The organism is Bacteroides fragilis, assembly GCF_019583405.1.
Classification (GTDB): domain Bacteria; phylum Bacteroidota; class Bacteroidia; order Bacteroidales; family Bacteroidaceae; genus Bacteroides; species Bacteroides fragilis_B.
Genome location: NZ_SZUU01000004.1, coordinates 286,540 through 301,659, shown reverse-complemented (window position 1 = coordinate 301,659; position 15,120 = coordinate 286,540). Strand labels below are relative to the sequence as shown.

The window sequence follows — 15,120 nt, the reverse complement described above, 5'->3', positions numbered from 1 at the left end:
GTGTTTTAATATAGGAAAGGGAAAATTCGTTTCTTCGATCCGACCTGCGTCCCAAACTCTTCCCGATAGCGATGCCAGATAGCATCTGCTCTCGGAACAAGATTGGCAACAGTCCACCAGGCGAAAATACAGCCGGACAAAGACCAAGTGAGAACAGCCCAGCCTACCCACTCTACAATTTCACCCAAATAATTGGCAGAGGTCACATATCGATACATGCCTCTTTGAGGAAGGTAATGACGGGTATCTCCGGGAGCACGCAGATGACGGATAACTGAATCCGAATGCCAGTTGATCCCCATTCCGGCAAAAAATAAAAGGGTTCCTACCCAAAAGCAAGGAGTCAGCAGCCATCCGGTTGCATAATAGTCCGAGGGAGCAAGATAGAATATCCATTCTCCCTGCATCAGTCCGTTGAGAATATTAAAGATCACTCCCATCAAAAGAATGAGTACCGGCATCTTACTCTTTCCTTTCATCAGGAAAGGAAAAACAAAAGCCCTTTGGAAGTAATGTAATTGGAAAAAAAGAAAGAAAGTGAGTTCGACAGGTAAAAAACGTCGGTCGGAATGCCACCACAACCATCCCATAACCAGAAAGACAGGAGCTTCCATCAGAATCCAGGCTATCTTATTATTCACCGAGATTCCCCAGGAACGGCTGCGAAACATGCCATATCCCGCCCTGACAAAATAAAGGGCTATGAATACGACCAAAGCCATCAGGCCCATTACTAAAAGAAGCAGATTAAAGCTTTCTATACTCATATCCAAGATTTTATACAAGGACAAAGTTAAAAGAAAAACTTTAAAGGGACAAATAGTTTACGAAAATAAAGCAAGCGTATCACAAAAGTCTGTTCTACCACAGATTGGCAGACGGTACAAACATACAACTGACAGATAATCAATCAATGCCGGTGCCAGTCTGTGCAATCTGCGGTGAACTTCTGACTTCAAGCTTCTCTTTTACCGTTTCTTTAACGGTACATATTGTTCTTCTTCCAACACATTCTTATAAGCCGGACGAATGATACGTTTGCCTTCAAAATTCAACTCTTCGTTGCGATGGGCACACCAACCCACGATACGCGCCATGGCAAACAGGGGGGTATAGATTTCCTGCGGCAGGCCAATCATCTCATAAACAAAACCAGAATAAAAATCAACGTTGCTGGATACTGTTTTCCCATTATTCTTAATCTTACCGAAAGTAGCGATAGCACGTTCCTCCAAAAGTTCAAGAAAAGCAAACTCACGTTCACGGCCTTTCTCGTGTGCCAAGTCGCGTGCGAGTTCCTTCAGCAATACAGCTCGCGGATCGGAAATGGTATACACAGCATGCCCGATGCCATATATCAATCCGGTCTTATTGTAAACCTCCTTATTCAACATACGGGTAAAGTAGGTATCGATTTCATCTACATTGGTCCAGTCCTGAATATTTTCCTGTAAATGATGGAACATATCGGCTACCTGAATATTGGCTCCTCCGTGAAGCGGGCCTTTCAGCGAACCGATACCTGCAGCAATGGCCGAGTATGTATCTGTACCGGTAGACGAAGTTACCCGGACAGTAAACGTAGAGTTGTTACCTCCTCCGTGCTCTGCCTGAAGCACCAGCAAAAGGTCGAGTGTACGCGCATCCAGTTCGGTATAATCGCGTTTCAGCATATAGAGAAAGTTTTCGGCAATCGACAGATTCTCCTGCGGATGACGAATGTGCAACGAACGCCCGAAGGTGGCATGACGCAACATGTTAAAAGCATAAGCAATAATAGTCGGGAATTTCGAGATCAGATCGATGCTCTGACGCATCAGGTTGTCACGTGAAGTATCATCCGGATTAGGGTCGAAACGATACATCTCAAGTACGCTGCGCGCCAGAATATTCATAATATTGTTTCCTTCAAGTTCAATGATATTCATCTTGGTCTTCTGCTCCAAAGGCATATTATCATTGATCAGCTCGCGAAACGAAGCCAGTTCTTCCTTATCGGGCAAACTGCCGGATAACAGCAGGTAGGCCACCTCTTCAAATCCGAAACGTTTTTCTTTTAAAATGGCGTGGGCTAAATCTTCCAGGTCATATCCACGGTAAAACAACTTTCCTGGGATCGGCTTCAGACCACCTCCGGGGATTCGTTCGTATCCTACGACATTACCAATCTTAGTCAATCCGACCAATACACCTGTACCGTCTTCATTGCGAAGCCCCCGTTTAACGTCAAATTTTGGAAACAATTCGTTATCAATCCGGGTACAATCCTTCATTGCCTCGGAGAGTTTATAAATCAAATATTCTTTTTTCATGTCCTGAAGGTATTAATTTTTAATTCGGTTAATGATTTCCCGGGTAAATTCTGAAGTAGAGAGTGGCTGGCCTTTGTGCATGAAACGTGCCAGGTCATTAGTGGCTTTCCCTTCGGCAAAACTGGCTTCAAGCGCCTCGACAATAAGATCGGCAGGTTCTTGCCAGCCTATATATTCAAGCATCATAACGGCCGAAAGTATCAGTGAACAGGGATTCACCACATTCTTTCCGGCAATGTTGGGAGCCGTCCCATGAGTGGCCTCAAAGATGGCATGTCCGGAATCATAATTGATATTGGCTCCCGGTGCAATACCAATGCCTCCTACCATTGCTGCCAGTTGGTCGGAAATATAATCTCCGTTCAGATTCAAGGTGGCAATGACTGAATATTCTTCAGGAATCAAAAGAGTGTTCTGCAAAAAGGCATCGGCTATACAATCTTTGATCACCAGTTTACCTGAAGCAAGAGCATCTGCAAACTCCCGCTCAGCCAATTCGTATCCCCACTTCTTAAAACCTCCTTCAGTGAATTTCATGATGTTGCCTTTGTGTACCAAGGTGACCGAAGGCAATTCATGCTGCAACGCATAACGGCAGGCAGCACGTACCAGACGCTCCGTTCCCTCACGCGAAACCGGTTTCACGCCAAAAGAAGAGGTTTCGGGGAAACGTACTTTACTGACTCCCATCTCTTCGTGCAAGAACCGGTAGAACTTCTTAGCTTCCGGAGTGCCTGCTTCCCATTCGATACCGGCATAGATATCTTCCGTATTCTCACGAAAGATGTGCATATTCACCTTTTCGGGCTCTTTGACCGGAGACACCACTCCACGGAACCAGCGTACCGGACGCAGGCAAACATATAAATCGAGTGTCTGGCGCAAAGCCACGTTTAACGAACGTATTCCTCCTCCTACCGGAGTAGTCAACGGTCCTTTGATGCCTATCAGATACTCCTTGAAAACCTCCATCGTTTCGTCTGGCAACCACGAACCGGTGGCCCGGAAAGCACGTTCACCGGCCAATACTTCTTTCCATTCGATACGCCGGGTACCACCATACGACAAGTCTACCGCCGCATCTACTATCGCCTGCATGGCCGGAGTTATTTCCACTCCTACTCCGTCACCCGTTATAAAAGGTATTGTCGGTACATCCGGCACTGACAATCCTCCATTTTGCTGTTTGGTAATTTTACTCATCTATTTATCTTTTTATATACTCCTCCAATCGTGTTCCGAAGTAAAGGTTCGTTGGTTTAACACCAACACTCCTTACCCTCTAAACTAAAGGCCCATTGGTTTAAAACCTAAGTCCTATTGATTTTAAAACCTAAAAGCGAGCCCCTGAAAGCCCTCTGAAGGCTATTTTGCATTCAAAGCAGAACCGGCACGGAACCAGCCGATCTGTTGTTCATTGTAAGTATGTTGTACTTCGAACCGTTCTTCCGTACCATCTTCGTGGTGCAATATCACCTCCAGATTGCGTCCGGGTGAAAACTCTTTCAGTCCGACTACCGAAATCAAATCGTGCTCACGAATCCGGTCATAATCGGCCTTGTCTGCAAATGTAACAGCCAGCATACCTTGCTTTTTCAGATTAGTCTCATGGATACGGGCAAAACTCTTAGCCAAGATCACCTTTACATGAAGGAAACGCGGTTCCATAGCGGCATGCTCACGACTGGAACCTTCACCGTAATTTTCTTCGGCCACAACAATGGAAGAGATACCGTTCGCCTTATACTGTTTAGCCGTGCCCGAAACAGTTTCATAGGTATTGGTCAAACGATTCCATACCTTATTCGTTTCGCCACTGAAAGCATTCACCGCTCCCATCAGCATATTATCAGATATATTCTCCAGATGCCCCCGGAACCGAAGCCAGGGACCCGCCATCGAAATATGGTCTGTCGTACACTTGCCCTGTGCTTTGATAAGTAGTGGCATATTGAGAAAATCATTGCCATCCCATGCGGGGAAAGGAGTCAACAACTGCAAACGTTGAGAATCGGGAGCCACTCTGATCTCGTTTTTCTCACCGCCGGGAGCCTGATATCCCTGATTACCGGCTACAAATCCGGCTGATGGAAGTTCGTCACCTTGAGGTTCACTGAGTTTCACCTTTTCACCGTCATGATTCACCAAACGGTCTTTCAGCGGATTGAAACAAAGGTCTCCGGCAATAGTCAATGCCAAAACAATTTCAGGAGAAGCCACAAAAGCAAAAGTATTCGGGTTACCGTCGGCACGTTTGGCAAAATTACGGTTAAAAGAAGTCACTATCGAATTTTTACGGGTCGGATCGTCCGTATGGCGTTTCCACTGTCCGATACAGGGACCGCAGGCGTTAGCCATAATCGTAGCTCCCATCTTTTCGAACACATCCATCATGCCGTCACGCTCGGCCGTAGCACGAATCTGTTCGGATCCCGGATTCACAATCAGCGGTGCCGCTACTCCCAGATTCTTTTCATTCACCTGCCGGGCAACAGAAGCGGCACGGCTGATATCCTGATAAGAAGAGTTGGTACAAGACCCTATCAATCCCACTTCCATCTTCCGAGGATAACCGTTTGTTATCACTTTCTCCGCAAACTCTGAAATAGGAGTAGCAGCGTCCGGAGTAAACGGACCATTAATATAAGGTTCCAGTTCGGAAAGGTTTATCTCAATAACCCGGTCATAAAAATCGTCCGGTCGTGCCATCACTTCGTCATCTGCACGCAAGTCGGTAGCTACACCGTCAGCCATCGCAGCTACTTCTTCACGTCCGGTTGCCTTCAGATAAACAGCCATCCGTTCATCATACGGGAATAGTGAAGTAGTTGCCCCCACTTCGGCACCCATATTGCAGATGGTGGCCTTTCCTGTAGCCGATAGCGAAGCTGTACCCGGGCCAAAATATTCGATAATGGCATTCGTTCCACCCTTCACGGTCAAGATGCCCGCCAGCTTCAGTATCACGTCTTTCGGAGCTGTCCATCCGTTCAACTCGCCTGTCAAACGGACTCCAATCAGTTTTGGCATCTTAAGTTCCCACTCCATACCTGTCATTACATCCACAGCATCGGCTCCGCCTACACCGATAGCTACCATTCCGAGACCTCCTGCATTGGGAGTATGTGAGTCTGTACCGACCATCATCCCACCCGGAAAAGCATAATTTTCAAGTACTACCTGGTGAATGATACCCGCTCCCGGTTTCCAGAAACCGATGCCATAACGGGAAGAGACATCACGCAGAAAATCGTACACCTCCCGATTGGTTTGTGTAGCAGTTTCAATATCGCGTTCAGCCCCCCGATAAGCTTGTATCAGGTGGTCGCAATGAACCGTGGAAGGTACTGCCACCGCTTCTTTACCCGCATTCATAAATTGCAACAAGGCCATTTGAGCCGTTGCATCCTGCATTGCAACGCGGTCTGGGCGGAAGTTGACATAGTCTTCACCCCTTTCATAATTTTTTAAATCCGCCACATTATACAAATGTGCATACAAAATCTTTTCAGCCAACGTCAAAGGACGCTTCAGTGCTGCACGAACATGCTCCATTTTCCCTTTATAGGAAGCATAGAAGCTCTTCAACATATTCAAATCATATACCATAACAATTTCGGTTTTATCTGTTCTTCTATTTATTATAACCAATTATACGAAAGAAAGGTTTAACAAATTGAAATGTTTATTCCAATCCGGAAACAGAATTGTTATCTTTGCGGGAAATTTTGTGAGAAGCTATAAGTATAGCTGCTACAAATCAGATGCTACAAGCTACAAGTGACTGTGACAGGTTCTGCATAATTTTCGTAATTTGTAGTCATTCCATAACTATAGTTCTTAGCATATAACTTACAGCTAATCAAGATGAATGATAATAAAATAAAATCTTCTTCTCCACTCAGCGATCTCCAGCATCAGCAACTTTTGCTACGCATGGAATATGAATACGAGAAAGAAGAGTTCCGTCGGCAAACAGAGACGATGGGCATTGCACGGAAAGTAAAACGAGGACTCTGCTGGTATCCGGTCGGGACGGGACGGAGTTTCTACAATTCACTGAACCAATTGGTCATCGAAATAGAACGGAAAGAAGATAAAGACATCGAACATGTATTCGAATTCGGACGTCCGGTTTGCTTTTTCGAACAGGGATATGACGGAAAAATACATTATTTCAATTCCATCTGTACAGTCAGTTATGCCGACGAGGAGCGTATGGTAGTAGCCGTACCCGGTGCCGGATCTCTACTTGAAATACAAGGAGCAGAACGTCTGGGAGTACAACTCTATTTTGATGAAACCTCCTATCGCACCATGTTCGAAGCACTGGAAGATGTGATTCGCGCCAAAGGCAACCGCCTTGCCGAACTGCGTGATATATTGCTAAGCAAGCAACCCTCCCGCTGGAGGGAAACCTATCCGGTCCGTTTCCCTTGGTTGAACATCACTCAGGAAGCAGCAGTCAACAAAGTACTTTGCGCCAAAGACGTAGCCATCGTTCACGGTCCTCCGGGGACCGGAAAGACCACCACCCTTGTAGAAGCCATCTACGAGACCCTGCACCGCGAAAATCAAGTCCTGGTCTGTGCACAAAGCAACACGGCCGTCGACTGGATTGCCGAGAAACTGGTGGACCGCGGAGTGCCTGTATTGCGTATCGGCAATCCGAGCCGGGTGAATGACAAGATGCTTTCATTTACTTACGAACGCCGTTTCGAGGGGCATCCGGCCTATACCGAACTCTGGGGAATACGTAAGTCGATCCGGGAAATGGGAAACCGGATGCGCAAAAGCAGTTACTCGGAACGGGAAGCTGCACGTAGCCGCATCAATCATCTGAGGGAGCGTGCCACGGAACTGGAAATACAAATCAATGAAGATCTGTTTTCGGGGGCACGGGTCATCGCTTCCACATTGGTCAGCAGTAACCACCGCATCCTGACCGGCCGGCGATTTACCACACTCTTTATCGACGAGGCCGCACAAGCCCTTGAGGCTGCCTGTTGGATAGCCATCCGAAAAGCAGACCGCGTCATCTTTGCCGGAGACCATTGTCAGTTGCCTCCCACAATAAAATGCATAGAAGCGGCCCGGAACGGGTTGGAACAAACATTAATGGAAAAAGTAACAGCCAACAAGCAGGAAACGGTCTCACTCCTGAAAGTTCAGTACCGCATGCATCAGTCTATCATGCAATTCTCCTCCGAATGGTTCTACCAAGGCGAACTACAAGCCGCCCCCGAAGTGACCAACCGGGGCATACTCGATCTGGACCTGCCCATGAGTTGGATTGACACCTCCGAAATGGAGTTCCACGAAGAATTTGTAGGAGAAAGCTTCGGCCGCATCAATAAACCGGAAGCAAACTTATTGTTGCAAGAACTTGAAGCATACATCCGCAAAATCGGCGAGAAGCGTGTATTGGAAGAGCGTATAGATTTCGGCCTTATCTCCCCTTACAAAGCGCAGGTGCAGTATCTGAAAGGAAAACTCAAAGGCTGTTCATTCTTCCGCCCCTTCCGTAGCCAGATCACCATCCATACAGTAGATGGTTTTCAGGGACAGGAGCGTGATGTCATTTTCATCAGTCTCGTCCGCGCTAACGAAGATGGACAAATCGGTTTTCTCAACGACTTGCGCCGAATGAACGTAGCCATCACCCGTGCCCGAATGAAACTGGTTATATTGGGAGATGCAGTCACGATGAGTAAACATGCTTTCTATAAAAAGTTGATCGGATATATCCGCCACATCAGCCAAGGAGCCTGATGCCGATATCCTTATTCCGTCGGTAACTTCTGTTTCTATTTAAGACCCAATAATAAGGGGAGAATGGTTTGGAACATTCTCCCCTTATTATTTAAGATAAAAACGACATCAGCTTATTTCTTCAAATACCAATCCTTATCTGTCGTTCCACCGGATTGTGCCCATGAAGCAAAACGGGGATACGACTTATCAATAGGCTCTTTCTCTGCTGTATTGAATGACTCGACATCTGCCAGATGAATGGCAAAAGGATAATTCTGGTCGGACACATAATAGATGTTTTTATCTTTATCCGACAAATCCTGCTGAGTATTGAATAGATCCATATTTTCCTTAGAGGTCGGCTCATGATTTACCAAATGCACCTCTGTACGGTTCTTGTCTGTATTCTGATGCAAGAAGATGAAAGGATTATAAGGAGCTACCCCGAAAGCCTCATGGTCGACAGGCTGTTTAAATATATTCTGAATCTTAAAAGTAGAGGTTTTGGTGTTCTCTCCCGTCTCTTCAATCGCATTGGCAAACACCGAAATGGTGGCCTGCTCCAGATCTTTATCCAATCCTTGTTTGTCCCATCCCGATTTTCCTTCCAATATACTGCATTCCACATTGCTTCTATCAGTATTCAGTTGATAGCCAAAGCCATTCTTAAAGAGAGCTCCGGACCACATTGCCGTGAACGTATCTTCAGCGGAAAGCACCTGATTTTTGGTATTGAACTTTAACACAGAGCTATATTTCACAATTACATCGTTCAAATCGTAATCACCCTTAGAAGGCCAATTATCTTCAAAAGCTAAAATACCTTTATAAGTCATGCTATAAGCAACTGACGCATCATCCGGATCTATCGGATCTACCGAAGGTACATCCGGAGCAATAGCTTCAATCGGATTAGACCAGATATTGAACATCACGTCATTGTAATCCCGACTATCCCAATCTTCAAACGATAAAACAATAAAATTATTGATCTTAAATGCAGCCGTATGTGTACGCTTATCTGAATTCAAGGCAGTGGTTGAATAAAACATTCCGCCTCCTTTACCCACATTGCCGGTAGGAGTCGTACCCTTTCTCGTAAAGGCATTGTTACTGATAAACCAGCCAATCTTTGTTCCTTTTGGAAAAACAGTTCCCTGATCTTCGCCATTTACATCAATATAATGTAACTTCACACACTCTCCGCCTTTTATGCCGACTCCGGTTTTCGTATTGGGAAATACTACATACTTCTTAGCATTCCGTATCTGTCCTACATCCGCCCCTTCCGGATAACAATAATATCCGAAAGCACTGTACGCCGAACTTGTACCTCCGACAAAACGTACCTTTATTTCGGCTCCCAATTCGTCATTGACAACAATATCAACAGATTGGCGATATTTCTGAGAACAATTTCCACCTTCCGGAATTGTTTGATTAATCGTCTGATAAAACGAAGGAGTCAATTCTATTACCCCTTCACTATCCAGATAATTAGGCCGTCCCTTCACGTTCCAACTGCCTAAAGTATAAAATCCCTGAGGCACTGTCTGATACTCGCCTTCGGCACGTGTCTGAACAGACTCCTCTGCCGCCGTATCCCAATTTATATCGGCTGTAATCGTATTCCCTACTATTTTAGTCTTATACAACATCGGCACTCCGATATAAGAAGTATAGATATAAACCTCCTCCCCATAGGCCGGTACCGTCTCCTTGGCACGATATTTTCCGGTTCCATCAGTCATTCTCACAACCTTGGGAGTGATATCAGTACGTTTCACCACCTGTCCTTCGGCATCTGTCGTCAACGGATTTTCAAAATAGAGTTCAAACAAAACCTGATAATCTTTCACAGGAATATCATACTTTAGATCCAATTGCACATCCTGAGTAGTCGCAAAATCAAAAGAGTTAGGCACTCCTGATGTTTTATCGTCCGGTTTATAATGATCTTTTTCATCAATACAACCTGTTAGTGCATACCCTAGTAAAAAAGCACCCAGTAATGTAACCAGCATCCCTTTCATTGTATAAATACGATTTTTCATATTGATAATATTGTTTGTTGTTTGATCAGGCCACAAAGATATATATTAAACTTGACTTATCTATCCAAACATTCCATTATTTTTCATACTCTACAACATAGCATTCTAACAATACAGATTTAAAACACTGATTACAAGCAAAATAAAAGGAGAAAACAGCAGTTTCCTCCTTTTACCACAAGTTGCATAATCTATTCAGATCAATTATTCTCCGGACGAAGTTTACGAACAGTTACAGCCGTCTGCCACATTTCGCTTTCACGCAATGCCTTCAGTTCGGCCTCCAACTTCTCGCGATAATCCGGTTTTGAATTAGAGTCGATAGAGATCTGTGCTTCGTTACCGGTCTTTACACTATTATATAGTTTCTGAACAACAGGTTTAATAGCATCATGGAACGGGCCCATCCAATCAAGAGCACCACGCTGAGCTGTCGTAGAACAGTTGGCATACATCCAATCCATACCATTCTTAGCAAACAAAGGCATCAATGACTGAGTCAGCTCTTCTACAGTTTCGTTAAATGCTTCAGATGGAGTATGACCGTTTTCACGCAAAACCTCATACTGAGCCAGCAGCAGTCCTTGTATAGCTCCCATCAGTGAACCGCGTTCGCCTGTAAGGTCAGAAGTAGCTTCACGAACGAAAGTAGTCTCAAACAAATATCCTGAACCAACCCCAATACCTAATGCAATGGTTCTCTCCATAGCTCTTCCGGTAGCATCCTGATAGATAGCGTATGAAGAGTTCAGTCCACGGCCTTCAAGGAACATCGTACGAAGTGAAGTGCCCGATCCCTTGGGAGCAACCATGATCACATCGATATCTTTCGGTGGAACGACACCGGTACGGTCACTCCAGGTAATTGCAAAACCATGAGAGAAGTAGAGCGCTTTTCCGGCAGTCAGGTAAGGTTTGATAGTAGGCCATACAGACATTACGGCAGCATCTGACAACAGACACATCACAATAGTACCTTTCTCGCAAGCCTCTTCGATGCCGAACAGTGTTTCACCCGGAACCCAGCCGTCTGCCACTGCTTTTTCATATGTTTTTCCCGGACGCTGACCAACGATCACATTGAAACCGTTATCACGCAAATTCAGTGACTGACCCGGTCCCTGCACACCGTAACCGATAACAGCGATTGTTTCATTTTTCAATACTTCACGAGCTTTTTCCAAAGGAAATTCTTCACGGGTTACTACATTCTCCGTAACACCGCCAAAATTCAATTGTGCCATTTTTCTTTTTTGTTTTAAAAGTCCTGCTTCATCTTGTTCAGGAAGCAAAACCGATTATTAATAATTAAACTTATATTCTTTATTTATTATAGTGCAAACCGCCAGCCTACATTAAGCTGCACCACACTATTGTTTGCTTTCGGATTAGAATTACTTGCCCACGCTTTGTTTACATTAATCAATCCGATATTATAGTTAAGAGAAACCAGCAAGCCACGCTCAAACTGATATCCGGCACCAAGTCCCACACCACAATCAAACGTACGAATCACGTTCATACCTATGACTGTGGTCGCATGATCGGAAGATGCTTTATTCTCAGAGTTCACATTAAAACTAAACTGCGGACCTCCGAATAAATACAATCCTTTATATATGAATTCTTTCGCATATACCGGGATGTTTATATAATCCAACTTGTCCGTATAAGAAACCCCATTACCGTTATATTTACTTCCCTGCATTGAGTAGTACACTCCTGCTTCTATTCCGAACCGTTCAGTCAGCATCACATCGCCACCCAATCCCACATTAAGTCCGGGACGTACTTTAGAATCCACTTCTCCGGTAGTGTTGGCCAAATTCAAACCAACTTTAGGAATCAAATGAAACTGCTGGGCACCTATCCGGCAAGAAACAAAAAGCAGTGAAAGAAAAACTATTTTTTTCATCCTATTATATTTTAAACTATACAAACTTCACTTTTGCGCGGCAAACCACTTCACAATCGTTTTTCTTTATCTCTACGTGATACTCATCTTCGTTCACTTCCTCTTCAAAGAAAGAAAGTTCGTCACCGTAATAACTCTCTGCCACATAGGCCATTTCAAACCTCTGAATTTGTTTCCTCATATATAATTGAATGGGGAATAAATCCAAGATATGCTCTATATAACGAATACTGTTCACATGGCCATTGATATCAATATCACTATACTTAGCGGTCAACTTAGCAGAAGGCTTGTCTGTTGTCACTTTGATGCGCGAAGGTTTCTCAATGGGGCAAGGTTCGTCACATACATAATCCACGATACTGCCGCCATGCAATGTCAGCAAATCGGCAGGTTTACGGGTATTCAGATTAATCATCGCCCATACCGAACGGGCATACCCGATCTTCTTGCCATCTTTGTTCAGAATAGCAAAATTACGGTCTGTAAAAAGACGGTATACATTCTCCACCCACGTCTGTACGGTAAACTCTTCATATTGATAAGGCATCTCTTCCAGATCGATGGCCAGACGAGACAGTACCCAGGTATAATTGTCCTCATTCAATGTAGCAATTCCAAAGCCGCGTTCACTGGCATGAAAGCCGGCGCAATTTAACAGATGATTACCGAGCACCCCCATTGTCAAACGCCCCTTGAAGTCAACATGAAAAGGTTCCGCAATAAACTTATAACTTCCTATCTTATTTGTATCACTCATCTACTTTTTTCCTCTCCTTTGCTTAAGTTATATTTAGTCTCACGATCTGCCAGAAATTCGTTCACGCGTTCAAAACAACTGGTGGTGATGGCCACCCGCCCCGAACGTACAAACTGCAACACACAGTTCAATGCGCTCAATTCTTCGTAGAGGGAAGTAATTTCCTCACTGATTCCATTTTTCTCGACAATGGCAAATACCGGATTTACTTCTACAATCCGTGCGTTATAACGACGGATCACTTTCGACGCCTCCGGTTGTGACTGAAATTCCGGCATAGACACTTTGTAAAGTGCTATTTCATGGAAATAAATTTCATCTTCAGTGAAATAATGCGCCTGAAGCACGTCTATTTTCTTCTCAATCTGCTTGACAACCTTCTCAATCGTATCCTTGTCAGTCCAGGCTGTAATGGTGTACTTATGTACCCCCTTGATGGAAGAAGCCGAAACATTCAGACTTTCTATATTAATCTGTCGACGGGTAAATACCGCCGTAACCTGATTCAACAATCCGGCAAAGTTCTCTGAATGAACAATTAACGTATATAATGTTTTATCCATAACCTCTAAATTATTAGCATTCCAACAACATCTGATTAACCGAACCTCCCGGAGGAGTCATCGGCAATACATTTCCCTCTTCAATCACACAGGCTTCCAACAGGAACGGACCCTCTGTCGCAATCATTTCCTCTATCGCATCAGCCAGTTCTTCACGGGTGAAAACCCTTTTGGCCGGTATATCGTAAGCAGAAGCAATCTTGATATAATCAGGATTCAACATGGGTGTAAACGAATATTTACGGTTAAAGAACATTGCCTGCCATTGGCGTACATTTCCCAGAAAATTATTATTCAATACGATGATTTTAACCGGTGCCTTCTGTTCCATAATGGTTCCCAGCTCCTGAATGTTCATTTGCAAACCACCGTCACCCATAAATACACAAACCGTACGGTCCGGTCGGCCAAAAGTAGCACCGATAGCGGCAGGAAGCCCGAATCCCATAGTGCCGAGCCCTCCGGAGGTAATAATGCTACGATCCTTTGAGTATTTAAAGTATCGGGCAGACATCATCTGGTTCTGCCCTACATCAGTTACCAATACTGCTTCATGATTCGTTGCATCGCTTACTGCACGCACCACTTCTCCCATTGAAAGCGTATCGCCCATCGGGTGCAATTCCGGACGGATCACCTTTTCTTCTTCCACCTGTTCATAAGGCAAGAAACTATCCAGCCACTCTTTATGCTCACTGGGTTGAAGCAATGCCGTTACCGCGGCAAGTGTTTCTTTACAGTCACCCAGTACTGCCACATCCGCATGTACATTCTTATTCACCTCAGCCGGATCAATATCAAAATGAATCACTTTAGCCTGTTTAGCATAGGTGGCTAAATTGCCGGTCACACGGTCGTCAAAACGCATACCGACAGCGATCAAGACATCACATTTATTGGTGTTCATGTTCGGTCCGAGATTACCATGCATTCCCAACATACCTTTATTCAGAGGGTGTTCAGTCGGCAAGGCCGACAGTCCCAGCAGCGTACATCCGGCGGGCATGCCTGCTTTTTCGATAAAAGCACGCAGTTCCTGCTGGGCATTGCCCAACTCCACACCCTGACCTACCAATACCAAGGGCCGTTCCGCACCGTTAATTAATTCGGCAGCTACTTTCACAGCCTCCGGATCGGTCTCGGGTACAGGCACATAGCTGCGTATAAAATCAAGCTTTGTAGGAGAATATTCCGCCTTCTCCACCTGAGCATTTTTCGCGAAGTCAAGCACTACCGGTCCCGGGCGTCCGCTTTTGGCAATATAAAAAGCACGGGCCACTGCCCACGGAACATCTTCGGCACGGCGAATCTGATAACTCCACTTTGTGATCGGTTGTGTAATACCTACCAGGTCGACTTCCTGAAAAGCATCCGTACCGAGAAAAGCCGTTCCCACCTGTCCGGCAATCACCACAATCGGTGTACTGTCAATCATCGCATCCGCAATACCGGTAATGGTATTAGTAGCTCCGGGGCCACTTGTCACCAGACAAACCCCTACTTCACCCGAAGCACGGGCAAACCCCTGAGCAGCATGTGCCGCTCCCTGTTCATGGCGAACCAGAATGTGATTCAAAGTCTCCCTATGGTCATATAAGGCATCGAATACCGGCATGATGGAACCTCCGGGATAACCAAAGATCGTCTTTACACCATGATATTCCAAAGAACGCATTAATGCTTCACCGCCTGAAATTATATCTTTACTCATGTACTAAAATTTACGATTTTACGATTTACAATTTACGATTGAAACAACTCC

11 protein-coding genes are annotated in these 15,120 nt (G+C 45.0%); 1 reads left to right on the top strand and 10 read right to left on the bottom strand.

The window, feature by feature from the left end; all coding sequences use genetic code 11:
• Positions 1-5 precede the first annotated feature (5 nt).
• From FDF36_RS11245 to FDF36_RS11230, 4 genes are all read right to left on the bottom strand, one after another.
• A complete protein-coding gene (locus FDF36_RS11245; protein WP_220391388.1) occupies positions 6-767 on the bottom strand; it encodes a DUF1295 domain-containing protein in 762 nt (253 codons plus the stop codon).
• A gap of 201 nt (positions 768-968) precedes the next feature.
• Complete coding sequence (locus tag FDF36_RS11240) at positions 969-2,312, bottom strand: citrate/2-methylcitrate synthase (protein WP_005790680.1); 1,344 nt, start codon at positions 2,310-2,312, stop codon at positions 969-971.
• Positions 2,313-2,324: 12 nt separating this feature from the next.
• Positions 2,325-3,515: an NADP-dependent isocitrate dehydrogenase gene (icd, locus tag FDF36_RS11235; protein WP_220391387.1), complete on the bottom strand. Its 1,191-nt coding sequence runs from the start codon at positions 3,513-3,515 to the stop codon at positions 2,325-2,327.
• Between the two features lie 162 nt (positions 3,516-3,677).
• Positions 3,678-5,921 (bottom strand): aconitate hydratase, encoded by a 2,244-nt coding sequence (locus FDF36_RS11230; protein ID WP_220391386.1) that lies wholly within the window; start codon positions 5,919-5,921, stop codon positions 3,678-3,680.
• A 258-nt stretch (positions 5,922-6,179) separates the two neighbouring features.
• On the opposite strand from FDF36_RS11230, the gene FDF36_RS11225 reads away from it, so the two are divergent.
• Entirely contained in the window at positions 6,180-8,084 is a 1,905-nt protein-coding gene (locus FDF36_RS11225) for an AAA domain-containing protein (RefSeq protein WP_220391385.1), read from the top strand.
• 113 nt (positions 8,085-8,197) lie between these two features.
• On the opposite strand, the gene FDF36_RS11220 is transcribed toward FDF36_RS11225, so the two are convergent.
• From FDF36_RS11220 to ilvB, 6 genes are all read right to left on the bottom strand, one after another.
• Positions 8,198-10,120: an LruC domain-containing protein gene (locus FDF36_RS11220; RefSeq protein WP_220391384.1), complete on the bottom strand. Its 1,923-nt coding sequence runs from the start codon at positions 10,118-10,120 to the stop codon at positions 8,198-8,200.
• A 200-nt stretch (positions 10,121-10,320) separates the two neighbouring features.
• Complete coding sequence (gene ilvC, locus FDF36_RS11215) at positions 10,321-11,364, bottom strand: ketol-acid reductoisomerase (RefSeq protein ID WP_005808312.1); 1,044 nt, start codon at positions 11,362-11,364, stop codon at positions 10,321-10,323.
• An 86-nt stretch (positions 11,365-11,450) separates the two neighbouring features.
• Positions 11,451-12,035, bottom strand: coding sequence for a porin family protein (locus tag FDF36_RS11210; RefSeq protein ID WP_195316827.1), 585 nt, complete (start codon positions 12,033-12,035; stop codon positions 11,451-11,453).
• A gap of 16 nt (positions 12,036-12,051) precedes the next feature.
• On the bottom strand, positions 12,052-12,795 hold the full coding sequence (locus tag FDF36_RS11205) for an acyl-[acyl-carrier-protein] thioesterase (protein WP_220391383.1): 744 nt from the start codon (positions 12,793-12,795) through the stop codon (positions 12,052-12,054).
• Positions 12,792-13,358, bottom strand: coding sequence for an acetolactate synthase small subunit (gene ilvN, locus FDF36_RS11200; RefSeq protein ID WP_195316825.1), 567 nt, complete (start codon positions 13,356-13,358; stop codon positions 12,792-12,794). Before ilvN ends, FDF36_RS11205 begins: the two co-directional genes overlap by 4 nt.
• Positions 13,359-13,371: 13 nt before the next feature.
• Positions 13,372-15,069 carry a biosynthetic-type acetolactate synthase large subunit gene (ilvB, locus tag FDF36_RS11195; protein WP_005821655.1) on the bottom strand — a complete coding sequence of 566 codons (1,698 nt, stop codon included), beginning with the start codon at positions 15,067-15,069 and terminating at the stop codon, positions 13,372-13,374.
• Positions 15,070-15,120: the final 51 nt, after the last annotated feature.